Origin of the sequence: Streptomyces lancefieldiae (assembly GCF_031845825.1) — a bacterium.
In the GTDB taxonomy this organism is placed as follows: domain Bacteria; phylum Actinomycetota; class Actinomycetes; order Streptomycetales; family Streptomycetaceae; genus Streptomyces; species Streptomyces lancefieldiae.
Genome location: NZ_JAVRFH010000009.1, coordinates 43,073 through 58,763, shown reverse-complemented (window position 1 = coordinate 58,763; position 15,691 = coordinate 43,073). Strand labels below are relative to the sequence as shown.

Below are 15,691 nucleotides of genomic sequence, written 5' to 3'. Positions count from 1 at the left end.
CCTACAGAGCCCGGAACAGGCCTTCCTGGACGACGGACACCAGCATGCGCCCCTCCCTGTCGTAGATCCGCCCGCGGGCCAGTCCCCGTCCACCGATGGCGATCGGCGACTCCTGGTCGTACAGGAACCACTCGTCCGCGCGGAACGGCCGGTGGAACCACATGGCGTGATCCAGCGACGCCATGTCGAAGCCCCGCGGGCCCCACAGCGGTTCCACCGGGATGCGCACCGCGTCCAGGAGGGTCATGTCACTGGCGTAGGTCAGGGCGCAGGTGTGCACGAGCGGGTCGTCGCCGAGCGGCCCGACCGCGCGCATCCACACGGCGCTGCGGGGCTCGGCGTCCTTGATTTCCTCGGCGCTCCAGCGCAGGCGGTCGACATAGCGGATGTCGAAGGGCTGGCGGCGGGCCATCCGCTCGAACTGCTCCGGCAGCGCGCCCAGATGTTCCCGCACCTCGTCGGCGACCGTCGGCAGGGACTCCGGAGCCGGGACCTTGCGGGCCGGCGGCAGCTGGTGCTCGAAATTCCCCTGCTCGGGCTTGTGGAAGGAGGCGGTGAGATTGAAGATCGTGCGGCCCTGCTGCACGGCGGTGACCCGGCGGGTCGTGAACGACCGCCCGTCCCGCACCCGTTCGACCTGGTACACGATCGGCACGCCGGGCCGCCCCGGGCGCAGGAAGTACGCGTGCAGCGAGTGCACCGGGCGCTCGCCGTCCGTGGTGCGGCCCGCGGCTACCAGCGCCTGGCCGGCCACCTGGCCGCCGAAGACCCGCTGCAGCGATTCCTCGGGACTGCGGCCACGGAATATGTCGACCTCGATCTGCTCGAGGTCGAGCAGGGAGACGAGGCTCTCGGCCGGGTTCGTCATCGGTGGGATTCTCCTGTGCTCACAGCTGGCCGACATCGGTGACGCGGACGACTGCCCGGCCCTCCGCGTCGGAGGCCGTGAGGTCGACCTCCGCGCTGATGCCCCAGTCGTGGTCGTCGTTGGGGTCGTCGAAGATCTGCCGCACTCGCCACAGGCCGCTTCGCGGTTCCTCCTCGATGACCAGCAGCTTGGGGCCGCGGGCGTCGGGTCCGGTGCCGAGGTCGTCGTACTCGTCCCAGTACTTGTCCATCGCCTCGCCCCAGGCTTCGGCGTCCCAGCCGGCGTCGGCGTCCATCTCGCCCAGCTCCCCGACCTGGTCGAGGGCCGCGAGTTCGACACGGCGGAACATGGCGTTGCGGACCAGGACGCGGAAGGCGCGTGCGTTGGCGGTGACCGGGCGCACCTGGTCGGCCTTCTCCTGCGCCTCCTCGGCGGTCATCTCCTCCGGGTTGGCGAGCTGCTCCCACTCGTCCAGCAGGCTGGAGTCGACCTGGCGCACCATCTCGCCGAGCCACTCGATCAGGTCCTGGAGGTCGTCGGACTTCAGGTCGTCGGGGATCGTGTGGTCGAGAGCCTTGTAGGCGCTGGCGAGATAGCGCAGCACGATGCCCTCGGTGCGGGCCAGTTCGTAGTGGGAGACCAGCTCCGTGAAGGTCAGCGCCCGCTCGTACATGTCCCGGATCACCGACTTGGGCGACAACGGATGGTCACCGACCCAGGGGTGGCTCTTGCGGTAGGTGTCGTACGCGTGGAAGAGCAACTCCTCCAGGGGCTTCGGGTACGTGATGTCCTGGAGGCGCTCCATGCGCTCCTCGTACTCGACGCCGTCCGCCTTCATCGCGGCCACGGCCTCACCGCGTGCCTTGTTCTGCTGGGCGGCGAGAATCTGTCGCGGGTCGTCCAGTGTGGACTCCACGACGGACACCATGTCCAGCGCGTAGGACGGCGACTCCGGGTCCAGCAGCTCGAACGCGGCCAGTGCGAAGGTGGACAGTGGCTGGTTCAGCGCGAAGTCCTGCTGCAGGTCCACCGTCAGACGCACGATGCGCCCCTCGGCGTCCGGCTGGTCGAGTTTCTCGACGATGCCGCCGTCCAGCAGCGAGCGGTAGATGGCGATCGCCCGCCGGATGTGCCTGAGCTGCTGCTTGCGCGGCTCGTGGTTGTCCTCCAGCAGGTGGCGCATCGCCGCGAAGGCGTTGCCGGGCCGGGCGATCACCGACAGCAGCATGGTGTGCGTGACCCGGAAGCGGGACGTCAGCGGCTCCGGCTCGGAGGCGATGAGCTTCTCGAACGTGTTCTCCGACCAGGCCACGAAGCCTTCGGGAGCCTTCTTGCGGACGACCTTGCGCCGCTTCTTCGGGTCGTCGCCCGCCTTGGCGAGCGCCTTCTCGTTCTCGATGACGTGCTCGGGGGCCTGGGCGACGACGAAGCCCTCCGTGTCGAACCCGGCGCGCCCGGCCCGGCCGGCGATCTGGTGGAACTCCCGGGCCCGCAGCGTGCGCACCCGGCTGCCGTCGTACTTGGTCAGGGCGGTGAACAGCACGGTGCGGATGGGGACGTTGACGCCGACGCCGAGGGTGTCCGTTCCGCAGATCACCTTCAGCAGGCCGGCCTGAGCGAGTTTCTCCACCAGCCGTCGGTACTTGGGCAGCATCCCGGCGTGGTGCACTCCGATGCCGTGCCGGACGTAGCGGGAGAGATTGCGGCCGAACTTGGTGGTGAAGCGGAAGTTGCCGATCAGCTCGGCGATCCGGTCCTTCTCCTCACGCGTGCACATGTTGATGCTCATCAGCGCCTGTGCCCGCTCCACGGCCTGCGCCTGCGTGAAGTGCACGATGTAGACGGGGGCCTGCCGGGCCGCCAGCAGATCGGTGAGCGTCTCCGTGAGCGGCGTGTAGCGGTACTCGTAGGAGAGCGGCACGGGACGGATGGCCGAGCGGACCACCGCCGTGGGACGGCCGGTGCGGCGCGCGAGGTCCTTCTCGAAGAAGGAGACGTCGCCGAGCGTGGCCGACATCAGGACGAACTGGGCCTGCGGCAGTTCCAGCAGGGGGATCTGCCAGGCCCAGCCGCGGTCCGGTTCCGCGTAGAAGTGGAACTCGTCCATGACGACCTGGCCGATGTCGGCATGCTTGCCGTCCCTCAGCGCGATCGATGCCAGGACCTCGGCGGTGCAGCAGATGACGGGGGCGTCGGCGTTCACGGAGGCGTCGCCGGTCAGCATGCCGACGTTCTCGGTGCCGAAGAGCTTGCACAGCTCGAAGAACTTCTCCGACACCAGCGCCTTGATCGGCGCCGTGTAGAAGGTGACCTCGTCCCGGGCCAGGGCGGCGAAGTGGGCGCCCGCCGCGATCATGCTCTTGCCGGAGCCGGTGGGCGTCGACACGATCACGTTCGCGCCGGACACCACCTCGATCAGCGCCTCTTCCTGATGGGGGTAGAGAGCGAGACCGCGTTCCTGGGCCCACGACTCGAAGGCTTCGTACAGGGCGTCGGGGTCGGCGGTCGGCGGCAGCTGGTCGATGAGGGTCACGCCCCCATCTTGCCTGGCCTCGGCCGTGATGGGGGAATCGGCTGTCCGCATGAAGATCACGAAGGCTACGCTGGGTCGCCGACGAGGCATCAGCGGTCCCGGACAACTGGACAGCGGCACACGAGGAATGGGGCGGGCAACGGCGATGATGGGACCAGCACACTCACTCTCGGGCGCCGCGGCCTGGCTCGGTGTCGGGGCGGCGACCGCCGCCGCAGGGCACCCGATGCCCTGGCCGGTGCTGCTCGCCGGAGCCCTGATCTGCGCGGGCGCGGCGCTCGCCCCGGATCTCGACCACAAGGCGGCCACCATCTCCCGGGCCTTCGGTCCGGTCTCACGGGGGCTGTGCGAGATCGTCGACAAGCTGTCGTACGCCGTCTACAAGGCCACGAGGAAGCAGGGCGACCCGCGCCGCTCCGGCGGTCACCGCACGCTGACGCACACCTGGCTGTGGGCGGTTTTGATCGGCGCGGGCACGTCTGTGCTGGCCATCACGGGGGGCCGCTGGGCGGTCCTGGCGATCCTCTTCGTGCACATGGTGCTGGCCATCGAGGGCCTGCTGTGGCGGGCGACCCGCGGTTCCAGCAGCGATGTGCTGGTCTGGCTGCTGGCTGCCACCAGCGCGTGGATCCTGGCCGGGATACTGGACAGGACGGACGGCGGCGCGGACTGGCTGTTCACCGCACCGGGCCAGGAGTACCTGTGGCTGGGGCTGCCGATCGTGCTCGGCGCGCTGGTGCACGACATCGGCGACGCGCTGACCGTCTCGGGCTGCCCCATACTCTGGCCGATACCGGTGGGCCGCAAGCGCTGGTACCCGATCGGCCCGCCGAAGGCCATGCGGTTCCGTGCCGGCAGCTGGGTGGAGCTGAAGGTGCTGATGCCGGCGTTCATGGTGCTCGGCGGGGTGGGCTGCGCCGCGGCGCTCAACTTCATCTGAGGGGCCCGGGGGACCACAACCGTCTGCGTCCCGACGGCGGCGGTCCCGGCTCCCCGGGCGTGAGCCGCAGCCGCTCAGCCGGTCCCGCCGGCGTCTTGGCCCTCGCCGCTTCCGTAGCGCCGCTCGAAGCGCGCGACACGTCCTTCCGAGTCCACGGTCCGTGCCTTGCCCGTGTAGAAGGGGTGGCTCTCCGAGGAGATCTCCACGTCCACCACCGGGTAGGTCTCACCGTCGTCCCACGTGATGGTCTGGTCGCTGGTCGCGGTGGACCGGGTGAGGAAGGCGTACCCGGCGGCGCGGTCACGGAAGACGACGGGCTGGTACTCGGGGTGCTTGTCCTGCTGCATGGCGGCTCCTCTTACGGCGCGGATCATCGGGATGACGGCGCGGGAACGCCGCCGCGGGTGGGGTCAGCCGGGCAGGGAGTCCTCGTCGACGACGTGCACCGCGGCCTCTTCGGCGGAGGCGGCGGCACCGTCGATGCCCACGTCCATGGCGACCAACGCCGGCTCCTCGTCCTCGTGCGCCCCTTCGTCGGGCGCCACGAGCCGGCCGGAGCGGTCCGTGCCGACCTCGTTGTCCAGGAGTTCGCCGTCGGTGCCCTCGGAGTCGCCGAGGCCGTCTCCGTCGGGTGCGAGGACGTCCGGTTGCTCCTCGCTGAGCCGCTGCTCCAGCGTCTCGCCCCTGTGGCGTTCGGCGGCCGTCACACCGGTGTGCTCCACCGCCCAGGGGCGCTCGGGCGGGGACCAGCCACGGTCGAGGGGGTCGTCGACACCGTCGTACTCGAGAGTGTCCTCCGCGTCGAGCAGCCCGGTGTCCTCCCGCTGCTCGGAACCGTCGGGCTGGTAGACGTCATCTCCCCATCCGTCGACGCTGTTCACGGGTACCTCCAGGGGGGTGGGGACGGGCCCCTTCTCACCGTGGACCGCGGCGGGCCGCCGCTGCACGGGGCACAGGCATCGCCCGTCGCCGAGCCACACGGCTCCCGGGCCTTCCCCGAGCCGGTGCCTCCTCCCAGCCTTCCACTCCCGTTCGGGACCACGCAACGGCACGGACTCGAGCCGGGTACCCCGCAGCGCCCCCGGCCCGGCCCCGCCTCGTCCCCGGCCCGGCCCCGCCTCGTCCCCGGCGGGCCGGGGCCCGGGCCCCGGACGTCACGGGCGGGCCCGGTCGGTGAGCGGAGGGGGCCACCGATCACCGGCTTGGTCCGACCAGGTACCCGGTGCCGTCCGGCCCAGCACCGGGTGGGTCGGATCGAGTACCGGCCTTCGCCCGACCGTGCCCGGCCTTCGCCCGACCATGCCCGGCCTTCGCCCGATCACGCGGAGGCACCGGTCACGCGGAGGCACCGGTCACGCGGAGGCACCGGCCGATCGGACGGGGTCACCGGCGGGCCCGGTCTCCAGCGGACCGGTCATGGCCCGGACCGGTCATGGCCCAGCGGTCCCGGCCCAGACCGATCCTGGCCGACTGGTCACGGATCGGATCCGAGGCCGGCCGACTCAGTCATGGCCCGGACCCATCGCGGCCGGCCGGTCGTGGACCGGAGCCGTCCCCGGCCGGCCAGGATCGGTCCGGGCCATGACTGACCGGCCGAGCCCGGTCGTGGCCCGGCCGGGCGGGGGACCACCCCGCTCCGGTGGCCGACGGGCGGGCACCGGTCACCCGTGCCAGGACCGCCACAGCGCCGCGTAGGCACCGTCCGCCGCGACCAGTTCGTCGTGGCTGCCCAGCTCGCTGATCCGGCCGTTCTCGACGACCGCGATGACGTCCGCGTCGTGGGCGGTGTGCAGACGGTGGGCGATGGCGACCACCGTACGGCCGTCCAGGACCCGGGCCAGGGACCGCTCGAGGTGGCGCGCGGCCCGGGGGTCGAGCAGGGACGTCGCCTCGTCCAGCACCAGGGTGTGCGGGTCGGCCAGCACCAGGCGGGCCAGCGCGATCTGCTGGGCCTGCGCCGGTGTGAGCGCGAAACCGCCCGAGCCGACCTCGGTGTCCAGGCCCTCGTCGAGCCCGCGCGACCAGTCGTCCGCGTCGACCGCGCCCAGCGCCGCCCACAGCTCGGCGTCGGTGGCGCCCGACCTGGCGAGGCGGAGGTTGTCGCGCAGGGAGCCCACGAAGACGTGGTGCTCCTGGTTGACCAGGGCGACGTGGGAGCGGACCCGTTCGGCGGACATCCGGGACAGTTCCGCGCCACCCAGGGTGATCCGGCCCTCCCGGGGACCGTAGATGCCGGCGAGGAGCCTGCCCAGCGTGGACTTGCCGGCGCCCGAGGGGCCGACCAGGGCGACCCTCGTGCCCGGGGCGACCTCCAGCGACACCTTGCGCAGCACGTCCACGCCCTCGACGTAGCCGAAGTGCACCCGGTCGGCGTGCACGTGCCGTCCCTCGGGAGCCAGGGAGGAGTCCCCGGCGTCCGGCTCGATGTCCCGCACGCCCACCAGCCGGGCCAGGGACACCTGGGCCACCTGGAGCTCGTCGTACCAGCGCAGGATCAGACCGACCGGGTCGACGAGCATCTGGGCGATCAGCGCAGCGGTGGTCAGCTGACCGACCCCGATCCAGCCCTGCAGGACGAACACACCGCCGATCAGCAGGACGGAGGCGAGCACGGTCACATGGGTGACGTTGATGACCGGGAAGAGCACCGACCGCAGCCAGAGCGTGTAGCGCTCCCAGGCCGTCCACTCCCTGATCCTGCGCTCCGAGAGCTCGATGCGACGGGCATCCAGACGGTGGGACTCGACGGTGCGCCCGGCGTCCACGGTCTCGGCGAGCGCGGCGGCCACGGCGGCGTACCCGGCGGCCTCCGAACGGTAGGCGGCAGGGGCCCGCCGGAAGTACCAGCGGCAGCCGATCACCAGCAGCGGCACCGCGATCAGTACTGCGGGCGCCAGCGGCGGCGCCGTCACCACGAGCCCGCCGAGCAGCAGCACCACCCACACGACACCGATCGACAGCTGGGGCACCGCCTCGCGCATGGCGTTGGCGAGCCGGTCGATGTCCGTCGTGATCCGGGAGAGCAGATCACCCGTGCCGGCCCGCTCCAGCACGCCGGGCGGCAGCCCGACCGACCGCACGAGGAAGTCCTCGCGGAGATCGGCCAGCATCCGCTCGCCGAGGATGGCTCCGCGCAGCCGTACCTCCCGCACGAACGCCGCCTGGACGAGGAGCGCGCACACGAACAGTGTGGCGGTGAGCCCCAGGTGCAGTTCGCGTGCGTCGTCGGTCACCCGTTCCACGAGCCCGCCCAGCAGGTAGGGGCCCGCCATGGAGGCGACCACGGCGACGGTGTTGACGGTGACGAGGAGGAGGAACGCGCCGCGGTGCCGGCGCAGCAGTTCTCCCGCGTAGGCGCGTACGGTCGCGGGCGCGCCGACGGGCAGGGTGCTCGCCGCCGTGGGGGCCGCCGGGTCGTACGACGGGGGCGCGACGCCGATCATGCCGTCTCCTCGATCTCTTCAAGTCGGTGCAGTACGTCGTCCCGGTGCAGTACGTCGTCGCCGAGGACGCCGTCGTCCGGGTCCCTCTCGGAGTCCCGGTCCCTCTCGGAGTCCGGGTCCCTCTCGGAGTGCCGGTCCCTCTCGGCGCTCAGGGCTTCCTCCGGCCCGTTGCCGGGCTTGTCCCCGTCCCGGTGCGCCGAGGTCTCCTCGTCCGTCTCGCGGGTCACCACCGCGCGGTACCGGGGCTCGGTGTGCAGCAGGTCCCGATGGGTGCCGACCGCGGCGACCTCGCCGTCGTGCAGGAAGACGATCCGGTCCGCGCGGTCCAGCAGCAGCGGCGACGAGGTGAACACCACCGTCGTGCGCCCCGCGCGCAGGGTCCGCACGCCTTCGGCGATCCGTGCCTCGGTGTGGGAGTCCACGGCGGAGGTGGGTTCGTCCAGGACGAGTGCCTCGGGGTCCGTGATCAGGGACCGGGCCAGCGCGAGCCGCTGGCGCTGGCCGCCCGACAGCGAGCGGCCCCGTTCGGTGATGCGGGCGTCCATCGGGTCGTCCGCGCCGAGCGATCCCTGCGCGAGGGCCGCCAGCACGTCCCCGCACTGGGCCGCGGTCAGCGCCTCCTCGGCGCCGACAGCCCCGGACGCGGGCACGTCGAGCAGCTCACGCAGCGTGCCGGAGAGCAGCACCGGATCCTTGTCCTGGACCAGGACGGCGGTGCGGGCGGTCTCCAGCGGCAGCTCGTCCAGTGGCACCCCGCCCAGGAGGGCCGACGTGCCCTCCTCCGAGGGGTGTCCGCCGAGGCGTTCCGCCAGGCGGCCGGCCGCGTCCGGGTCGCCGCACACCACGGCCGTGAACCGGCCCGTCGGCGCGAGGAGCCCGGTGGTCGGGTCGTACAGGTCCCCGGTCGGGACCTCGGCGGCGCGCGACCCCGTCGTGTCCGTGGCCCGTTCCAGCGCCAGCACCCGCGCGGCCCGCTTGGCCGAGGGCCGGGAGAAGGAGTACGCCATGGCGATCTCCTCGAAGTGCCGCAGCGGGTAGGTGAGGATCATGACGGAGCTGTAGACGGTGACGAGTTCGCCGACGCCGATGCGGCCCTCGCGGGCCAGATGGACGCCGTGCCAGACCACCGCGATCAGCAGCAGCCCCGGCAGCAGCACCTGGATGGCGGAGATCAGGGACCACATCCGCGCGCTGCGCACGGCCGCGCGGCGCACCTCCTGGGAGGCGTCGCGGTAGCGGTCCAGGAAGAGCTCCTCGCCGCCGATGCCGCGCAGCACACGCAGCCCGGCGACGGTGTCCGAGGCGAGTTCCGTGGCGCGGCCGGCCTTCTCGCGCTGGACGTCGGCCCTCCGGGTGGCCCGGGGCAGGAGGGGCAGCACGGCGAGGGCCAGCACCGGCAGCCCCACGATCACGACGACGCCGAGCGCCGGCTCGTAGACGACCAGGGTCACGCAGACCAGCACGATCGTCAGGGCCGCCGCGGTGAAGCGGGAGACGGCCTCCACGAACCAGCCGATCTTCTCGACGTCGCCGGTGGAGACGGCCACGACCTCGCCGGCCGCGACGCGACGGGTCAGTGCCGACCCCAGCAGCGCGGTCTTGCGGGCCAGCAGCTGCTGGACGCGGGCCGCGGCGGTGATCCAGTTGGTGACGGCGGCGCGGTGCAGAAAGGTATCGCCGAGCGCGTTGCCGACGCAGCACAGGGCCATCAGGCCGCCGGCGAGGGCGAGCCGCGTGCCGGAACGGTCGACGACGGCCTGGACGGCGAGACCGACGCAGAAGGGCAGGGCGGAGACGGAGGCGAAGTGCAGCAGGCCCCAGGCCAGCGACTTGAGTTGCCCACCCAGCTGGTTCCGGAACAGCCACCACAGGAATCGGGGGCCCGAGCGTGCGTCCGGCACGCCCGGGTCGGGATACGGAAGGTCTTGGATCTGCATGGCGTCCCAGTGGCTCGTGTCAGGGGTGCCGTTGCAACACGGCATCAAGAGGCTGCAAACCGTGACAGGTTCGCGTCGCGGTGGGCCCAAAATCAAGCGGTTTTCCGCGGTGGGGTACGAATCCGGCTTCCGGGAGCGGGTGCGAGGATGGACGGATGCGGACTCGTGGTGCACGGCGGACGGCGGCCGGTACGGCGGCCCTTGGAATCCTGCTGACGGTGGCCGCCTGTGGCGGCCCGTCCGGGAGTCCCGCGGACGCCGGAGCGAGCCGATCCGCCGGTGGGCCCGCGGCGAGCGGCCCCGCGGCCGACCCGACACGGATTCCCGGCGTCGGCGACCGGCTCCACAAGCGCATACCGGCCGACTCGCGCCAGGTCGTGGCGGTGTACGGCGACGGCCGGGACTCCGCGGACTCCACGGTCGTGCTGTACACGAAGCAGGGGGCCGCCTGGCATCGCGCCCGCAGTTGGCCGGCGCACAACGGCACGAAGGGCTGGACGACCGACCATCACGAGAACGACAGGCGCAGCCCCGTCGGAGTGTTCACACTCAGCGACGCGGGCGGCGTGCTCCCGGACCCGGATCCGGCTCCCGGCACCGGGCTGCCGTACACCCGGTCCGCCGCCTTCGCGGCGCCGCGGTGGTGGTCCAGGTCGTACTGGCACGACTTCGACTACGTCATCGCCATCGACTACAACAGGGTCGAGGGCACCTCGCCGAACGACCCGACCCGTCCCGAGGGCGCGTCCAAGGGCGGAGGGATCTGGCTGCACATGGACCACGGCAGCGGTACGTCCGCCTGCGTCAGCTTGCCCAAACCCGCGATGGAGTATCTGCTGCGCACGCTGCGGCCGGACCGGCATCCGGTGGTGGTGATGGGGGACAGGGCGCACCTGAAGCGCTGACACGTTCTCACGGTCCCACCGTGCGGTGCCCCCGCCCGGCGTCGGGTCCGTCGACCAGCGTGTCCAAAAGCACGCCGAGCACCGCGCGCTGCTCGTCCGTCAGCGGGGCCAGGATCTCCTCCGCGGCGGACCGCCGGGCGCCTTGCAGCTCGCGCAGGGCCGCGCGTCCGTCGTCGGTGAGCTCGATCCGGATCACCCGGCGGTTGGCCGGGTCCGGGACACGGCATACCTTCCCGGTGGCCTCCAATCCGTCGACCAGTGTCGTCACCGCACGGGGCACGACCTCCAGGCGCTCGGCCAGATCGGTCATCCGGGGCGGCGAGCCGTAGTGCGCCAGAGTGCGCAGCAGCCGGGACTGGGCCGGGGTGATGCCGAGGCCGCGGTGCTCGAGATGGCGCTTCTGGATGCGGTGCACCCGGCGGGTGAGCCGCAGCAACTGCTCGGCGAGCAGGCCGTCGGGATCGGGGGCGGTCATGCGGGAACAATATCAGGACGACGTTCATTGTGAGTATAGGTAACAATGAGCTACGATCCGCAAGGTTGGTGACAGTCCGGGCATGCCGGCCGTCCGCAGGTTTCGCCGGTCCCCCTCGCCGTCCTCCGAAGGAGCCCATGCACCCCGATCGCGATTCCACCTGGACCGCACCCGCCGACGCCAAGGAACAGCCCCGGCAGGTGCGCCGCATTCTGAAGCTGTTCCGTCCCTACCGCGGCCGTCTCGCGGTCGTCGGACTGCTCGTCGGCGCCGCGTCGCTGGTCTCGGTGGCCACGCCCTTCCTGCTGAAGGAGATCCTCGACGTCGCCATCCCCGAGGGACGCACGGGCCTGCTGAGCCTGCTCGCCCTCGGCATGATCCTCGGCGCCGTCCTCACCAGCGTCTTCGGCGTACTGCAGACGCTGATCTCCACGACGGTCGGCCAGCGCGTCATGCACGACCTGCGCACCGCCGTCTACGGCCGGCTGCAGCAGATGTCCCTCGCCTTCTTCACGCGCACCCGTACCGGTGAGGTCCAGTCCCGCATCGCCAACGACATCGGCGGCATGCAGGCCACCGTCACCTCCACGGCGACCTCCCTGGTCTCCAACCTCACCAGCGTGGTCGCCACGATCGCCGCCATGGTCGTCCTCGACTGGCGTCTCACCGTCGTCTCGCTGCTCCTCCTGCCGGTGTTCGTGTGGATCAGCCGCCGCGTCGGCAGGGAACGCCGGAAGATCACCACCCGTCGCCAGAAGCAGATGGCCGCGATGGCCGCGACGGTCACCGAGTCGCTCTCCGTCAGCGGCATCCTGCTCGGCCGCACCATGGGCCGCTCCGACTCACTCGTCCGCGCCTTCGCGGACGAGTCCGAGGGCCTGGTCGACCTGGAAGTGAAGTCGAACATGGCGGGCCGCTGGCGCATGGCCGTCATCACGATCGTCATGGCGGCCATGCCGGCCGTCATCTACTGGACCGCGGGCATCGCCCTCCGGTTCGGTGGCCCCGACGTCTCCCTCGGCACCATCGTCGCCTTCGTCTCGCTCCAGCAGGGGCTGTTCCGCCCGACCGTGAGCCTGCTGTCGACCGGCGTCCAGATCCAGACCTCGCTCGCGCTCTTCCAGCGCATCTTCGAGTACCTCGACCTGCCGATCGACATCACCGAGCGGGACGAGCCCGTCCACCTCGACCACGTCAAGGGCGAGGTCCGCTTCGAGAACGTCGAGTTCCGCTACGACGGCAAGGGCGGGCCGGTCCTCGACGGCATCGACATCACGGTCCCCGCGGGAAGCAGCCTCGCGGTCGTCGGCCCGACCGGCGCCGGCAAGTCCACGCTCGGCCACCTGGTGCCGCGGCTGTACGACGTGACGGGCGGCCGGGTCACCCTCGACGGGATCGACGTGCGCGACCTCGACTTCGACACCCTCGCCCGCGCGGTCGGCGTCGTCTCGCAGGAGACGTACCTCTTCCACGCCTCGGTCGCCGAGAACCTGCGCTTCGCCAAGCCCGACGCCACCGACGAGGAACTCGTGGCCGCGGCGCGCGCGGCCCAGATCCACGACCACATCGCCGCCCTGCCCGACGGGTACGACACGGTCGTCGGCGAGCGCGGCCACCGTTTCTCCGGCGGCGAGAAGCAGCGCCTGGCCATCGCCCGCACCATTCTGCGCGACCCGCCCGTCCTCGTCCTCGACGAGGCGACCAGTGCGCTGGACACCCGCACCGAGGCCGCCGTGCAGGACGCCATCGACGCCCTGTCCGCCAACCGCACCACGCTCACCATCGCGCACCGCCTGTCCACGGTCCGGGACGCCGACCAGATCGTCGTCCTCGACGGCGGACGTCTGGCCGAGCGGGGCACCCACGAGGAGTTGCTGGAGCGGGACGGGCGTTATGCGGCGCTGGCCCGCCGGGACACCCGACTGGAGCCTACGAAATGACGATATGCCGTGTTTGTTCGCTCATGGGGGTTACCGTGCCCGCATGCAGACGAACACTCGGCCACGGAACACGAGAGGCAGCAGAAGAGCGATCCGACTGACGCGCCGGGGGCGTCTCGCCCTGATCGTGACCGGGGCCGTTGTCGCCGGGAGCGCCGTGGCGGTGCCGCTGCTGAGGACGGACGACGAGGGCGTGACCCGCCCCACGTCCCGCCCCACGTCCCTGTCGATCCCCGAGGGCCGGCGCGCGACCCAGGTCTACGGGGCCATCGACAAGGCCCTGGCCCTGCCCGTCGGCACCACCAAGAAGTCCCTGGCCACGGCCGACCTCAAACTGCCGAACGACGCCGAGGGCAACCCCGAGGGCTATCTCTTCCCGGCGACCTATCCGCTCGGTGGGAATCCGACCCCGCAGAAGCTGCTGACGGCCATGGTGGACACGGCGAACAGGAAGTTCACCGGCGCGCCGATCGCCGCGGGCGCCCAGCGCAACGGGCTCAACGTCTACCAGGCGGTCACCATCGCCAGCATCGTGCAGGCCGAGGCCACCGCCAAGGAGGACATGGGCAAGGTGGCCCGGGTGATCTTCAACCGGCTGGAACGCGGTATGCCGCTGCAGATGGACTCCACCCTCGACTACGCCCTGGGCCGCTCCACGCCGAGGACCACCACCGAGGACACCCGGATCGACAGCCCCTACAACTCGTACCAGCGCATGGGCCTGCCGCCCACGCCCATCGGCAACCCCGGCGACGAGGCGATGCGCGCCGCGACCAACCCGACCCCGGGCGACTGGCTGTACTTCGTCACGGTCAAGCCGGGCGACACCCGTTTCACCGCCGACTACGCCGAACACCGGAGCAACGTGGCCGAGTCCGACCGCGTCGAGCAGAGCCTCCCGGCCGAGGCCGAGCCCGAGGCCGCGGCGAGGTGACCCGGGGCGTCACGCGGCGACCGGCTCCTCCTCGGCGAGCAGCCGCCTGATGTCCCGTACGGCCGCGCGTCCCGCCCGGTTGGCGCCGATGGTGCTGGCCGACGGTCCGTAGCCGACCAGATGGATGCGTGGGTCGGTGACCGCGCGCGTCCCCTCGACGCGGATCCCCCCGCCCGGCTCGCGCAGCCGCAGGGGCGTCAGATGGTCGATGGCGGCCCGGAACCCGGTGGCCCACAGGATGACGTCGGCGGCCACGTGCCGTCCGTCGCTCCACTCGACCCCGTCGGGCGTGATCCGGTCGAACATGGTCCGCCGGTCCAGCACACCCGACTCCAGTCCCGCCCGGATCGCGTCGTTCAGCGGCAGCCCGGTCACCGACACCACGCTCTTCGGCGGCAGCCCCTGCCGCACCCGTTCCTCCACGAGCGCCACCGCCGCCCGGCCCGCGTTCTCGTCGAAGGGCCCTTCGCGGAAGACGGGGGGCCGCCTGGTCACCCACGTGGTGCCCGCGGCGTACGGGGCGATCTCCAGCAGATGCTGCGTACCCGACGCACCCCCGCCCACCACGATCACGCGCTGCCCGGCGAACTCCTGCGGACCGGCGTACTGCGCGGTGTGCAGCTGCCGCCCCCGGAAGGTCTCCTGGCCCGGGTAGCGCGGCCAGAACGGCCGGTCCCAGGTGCCCGTCGCGTTGATCAGCGCACGCGTCGACCAGGACCCGGCCGACGTCTCGACGAGCAGCCGACCGCCCGTCCCGTCGCGCACCGCGCGGACGTCGACGGGCCGCCGCACCCGCAGATCGAAGGCACGCTCGTACGAGGCGAAGTACTCACCGACGACCTCGGCGGAGGGCCGCGCCGGATCCGCGCCGGTCAGCTCCATGCCCGGCAACGAGTGCATCCCGTGCACCTTGCCGTACGTCAGCGAGGGCCAGCGGAACTGCCAGGCCCCGCCGGGCCCGGGGGAGTGGTCGAGCACCACGAAGTCGCGATCCGGCGCGGACCCGGTGCGCCGCAGGTGATACGCGGCGGCGAGTCCCGCCTGACCGGCACCGATGACGACGACCTCGACCTCACGTGTGTTGTTCACGTTTCTACCAACGGCACGGAGCGCGCCGATCTTCCCCGCGCACGAACGACGGACGATCACCGATCACCCCGCGCTCCCGCCCACGACCCGCCGCGTACGTCAGGATGGGAGGCATGCCAGATGTCTTCACCACCCGAGTCTTGAACCTCGCCACCGGCTCCGCCGAGCGGGTCGCCGACATCACCGGTGACTGCGAGTCCTTCCTGCGCGAGGCGGCGGCCGGCCGTGACGGCCTGCTCAACGTCTTCGTCCCGCACGCCACCGCGGGGATCGCGATCATCGAGACCGGAGCCGGCAGCGACGACGACCTGCTGGCCGCCCTGCACACCCTGCTCCCCGCCGACGACCGCTGGCAGCACCGCCACGGCAGCCCCGGCCACGGCCGCGACCACGTCCTGCCCGCCCTCGTGCCCCCGCACGCGACCCTGCCGGTGATCGGCGGACGACTGGAACTCGGCACCTGGCAGTCGGTGTGCCTGGTGGACACGAACGTCTCCAATCCCGACCGTCAGGTGCGGTTGAGTTTCCTGGGATGACCCAGGGCGGCCGAGATCGTCCCGGGTGCGGCCGCCGCGGCCGTCGGCGACGGCTCACCGCCATCGTTCGCGGCCAGGACCCCTGTCCGCC

At 71.8% G+C, this 15,691-nt stretch carries 13 protein-coding genes; 5 read left to right on the top strand and 8 right to left on the bottom strand.

Annotated elements, in window-relative coordinates; genetic code table 11:
- Window position 1: 1 nt before the first annotated feature.
- A complete protein-coding gene (locus RM812_RS11470; RefSeq protein ID WP_311572356.1) occupies window positions 2-868 on the bottom strand; it encodes an acyl-CoA thioesterase in 867 nt (288 codons plus the stop codon).
- Between the two features lie 19 nt (window positions 869-887).
- Entirely contained in the window at window positions 888-3,401 is a 2,514-nt protein-coding gene (locus RM812_RS11465) for a DEAD/DEAH box helicase (protein ID WP_311572355.1), read from the bottom strand.
- A 145-nt stretch (window positions 3,402-3,546) separates the two neighbouring features.
- Between RM812_RS11465 and RM812_RS11460 the strand changes: the two genes are divergently transcribed.
- Window positions 3,547-4,341, top strand: a complete 795-nt coding sequence (locus RM812_RS11460; protein ID WP_311572354.1) for a metal-dependent hydrolase — start codon at window positions 3,547-3,549, stop codon at window positions 4,339-4,341.
- 74 nt (window positions 4,342-4,415) lie between these two features.
- Here the strand turns inward: RM812_RS11460 and RM812_RS11455 are convergent, their stop codons facing one another.
- From RM812_RS11455 to RM812_RS11440, 4 genes are all read right to left on the bottom strand, one after another.
- Window positions 4,416-4,688, bottom strand: coding sequence for a type B 50S ribosomal protein L31 (locus tag RM812_RS11455; RefSeq protein ID WP_311572353.1), 273 nt, complete (start codon window positions 4,686-4,688; stop codon window positions 4,416-4,418).
- Between the two features lie 63 nt (window positions 4,689-4,751).
- A complete protein-coding gene (locus RM812_RS11450; protein WP_311572352.1) occupies window positions 4,752-5,222 on the bottom strand; it encodes a DUF5709 domain-containing protein in 471 nt (156 codons plus the stop codon).
- A gap of 780 nt (window positions 5,223-6,002) precedes the next feature.
- The gene (locus RM812_RS11445) at window positions 6,003-7,784 is read right to left on the bottom strand and encodes an ABC transporter ATP-binding protein (RefSeq protein ID WP_311572351.1); all 1,782 of its coding nucleotides are present in this window, start codon (window positions 7,782-7,784) and stop codon (window positions 6,003-6,005) included.
- Entirely contained in the window at window positions 7,781-9,721 is a 1,941-nt protein-coding gene (locus RM812_RS11440) for an ABC transporter ATP-binding protein (protein WP_311572350.1), read from the bottom strand. Before RM812_RS11440 ends, RM812_RS11445 begins: the two co-directional genes overlap by 4 nt.
- Before the next feature lie 155 nt (window positions 9,722-9,876).
- Here RM812_RS11440 and RM812_RS11435 point away from each other — a divergent pair, with 155 nt between their 5' ends.
- Window positions 9,877-10,626 (top strand): hypothetical protein, encoded by a 750-nt coding sequence (locus tag RM812_RS11435; RefSeq protein ID WP_311572349.1) that lies wholly within the window; start codon window positions 9,877-9,879, stop codon window positions 10,624-10,626.
- 7 nt (window positions 10,627-10,633) lie between these two features.
- Here RM812_RS11435 and RM812_RS11430 read toward each other — a convergent pair whose 3' ends face one another.
- Entirely contained in the window at window positions 10,634-11,101 is a 468-nt protein-coding gene (locus RM812_RS11430; protein ID WP_311572348.1) for a MarR family winged helix-turn-helix transcriptional regulator, read from the bottom strand.
- A 137-nt stretch (window positions 11,102-11,238) separates the two neighbouring features.
- Here RM812_RS11430 and RM812_RS11425 point away from each other — a divergent pair, with 137 nt between their 5' ends.
- Both RM812_RS11425 and mltG read left to right on the top strand, forming a co-directional pair.
- The gene (locus RM812_RS11425) at window positions 11,239-13,041 is read left to right on the top strand and encodes an ABC transporter ATP-binding protein (RefSeq protein WP_311572347.1); all 1,803 of its coding nucleotides are present in this window, start codon (window positions 11,239-11,241) and stop codon (window positions 13,039-13,041) included.
- Between the two features lie 43 nt (window positions 13,042-13,084).
- Window positions 13,085-13,975 carry an endolytic transglycosylase MltG gene (mltG, locus tag RM812_RS11420; protein WP_311572346.1) on the top strand — a complete coding sequence of 297 codons (891 nt, stop codon included), beginning with the start codon at window positions 13,085-13,087 and terminating at the stop codon, window positions 13,973-13,975.
- 9 nt (window positions 13,976-13,984) lie between these two features.
- On the opposite strand, the gene RM812_RS11415 is transcribed toward mltG, so the two are convergent.
- On the bottom strand, window positions 13,985-15,064 hold the full coding sequence (locus RM812_RS11415) for an NAD(P)-binding domain-containing protein (protein ID WP_311572345.1): 1,080 nt from the start codon (window positions 15,062-15,064) through the stop codon (window positions 13,985-13,987).
- Between the two features lie 113 nt (window positions 15,065-15,177).
- Between RM812_RS11415 and RM812_RS11410 the strand changes: the two genes are divergently transcribed.
- The gene (locus RM812_RS11410) at window positions 15,178-15,600 is read left to right on the top strand and encodes a YjbQ family protein (protein WP_311572344.1); all 423 of its coding nucleotides are present in this window, start codon (window positions 15,178-15,180) and stop codon (window positions 15,598-15,600) included.
- Window positions 15,601-15,691 lie beyond the last annotated feature (91 nt).

Bases quoted from the DNA above. Each gene is read 5' to 3' on its own strand.
- RM812_RS11470 (WP_311572356.1), bottom strand. From the start codon at position 868: ATGACGAACCCGGCCGAGAGCCTCGTCTCCCTGCTCGACCTCGAGCAG.
- RM812_RS11445 (WP_311572351.1), bottom strand. From the start codon at position 7,784: ATGATCGGCGTCGCGCCCCCGTCGTACGACCCGGCGGCCCCCACGGCG.
- RM812_RS11440 (WP_311572350.1), bottom strand. From the start codon at position 9,721: ATGCAGATCCAAGACCTTCCGTATCCCGACCCGGGCGTGCCGGACGCA.
- mltG (WP_311572346.1), top strand. From the start codon at position 13,085: ATGCAGACGAACACTCGGCCACGGAACACGAGAGGCAGCAGAAGAGCG.
- RM812_RS11435 (WP_311572349.1), top strand. From the start codon at position 9,877: ATGCGGACTCGTGGTGCACGGCGGACGGCGGCCGGTACGGCGGCCCTT.
- RM812_RS11425 (WP_311572347.1), top strand. From the start codon at position 11,239: ATGCACCCCGATCGCGATTCCACCTGGACCGCACCCGCCGACGCCAAG.
- RM812_RS11430 (WP_311572348.1), bottom strand. From the start codon at position 11,101: ATGACCGCCCCCGATCCCGACGGCCTGCTCGCCGAGCAGTTGCTGCGG.
- RM812_RS11455 (WP_311572353.1), bottom strand. From the start codon at position 4,688: ATGCAGCAGGACAAGCACCCCGAGTACCAGCCCGTCGTCTTCCGTGAC.
- RM812_RS11460 (WP_311572354.1), top strand. From the start codon at position 3,547: ATGATGGGACCAGCACACTCACTCTCGGGCGCCGCGGCCTGGCTCGGT.
- RM812_RS11410 (WP_311572344.1), top strand. From the start codon at position 15,178: ATGCCAGATGTCTTCACCACCCGAGTCTTGAACCTCGCCACCGGCTCC.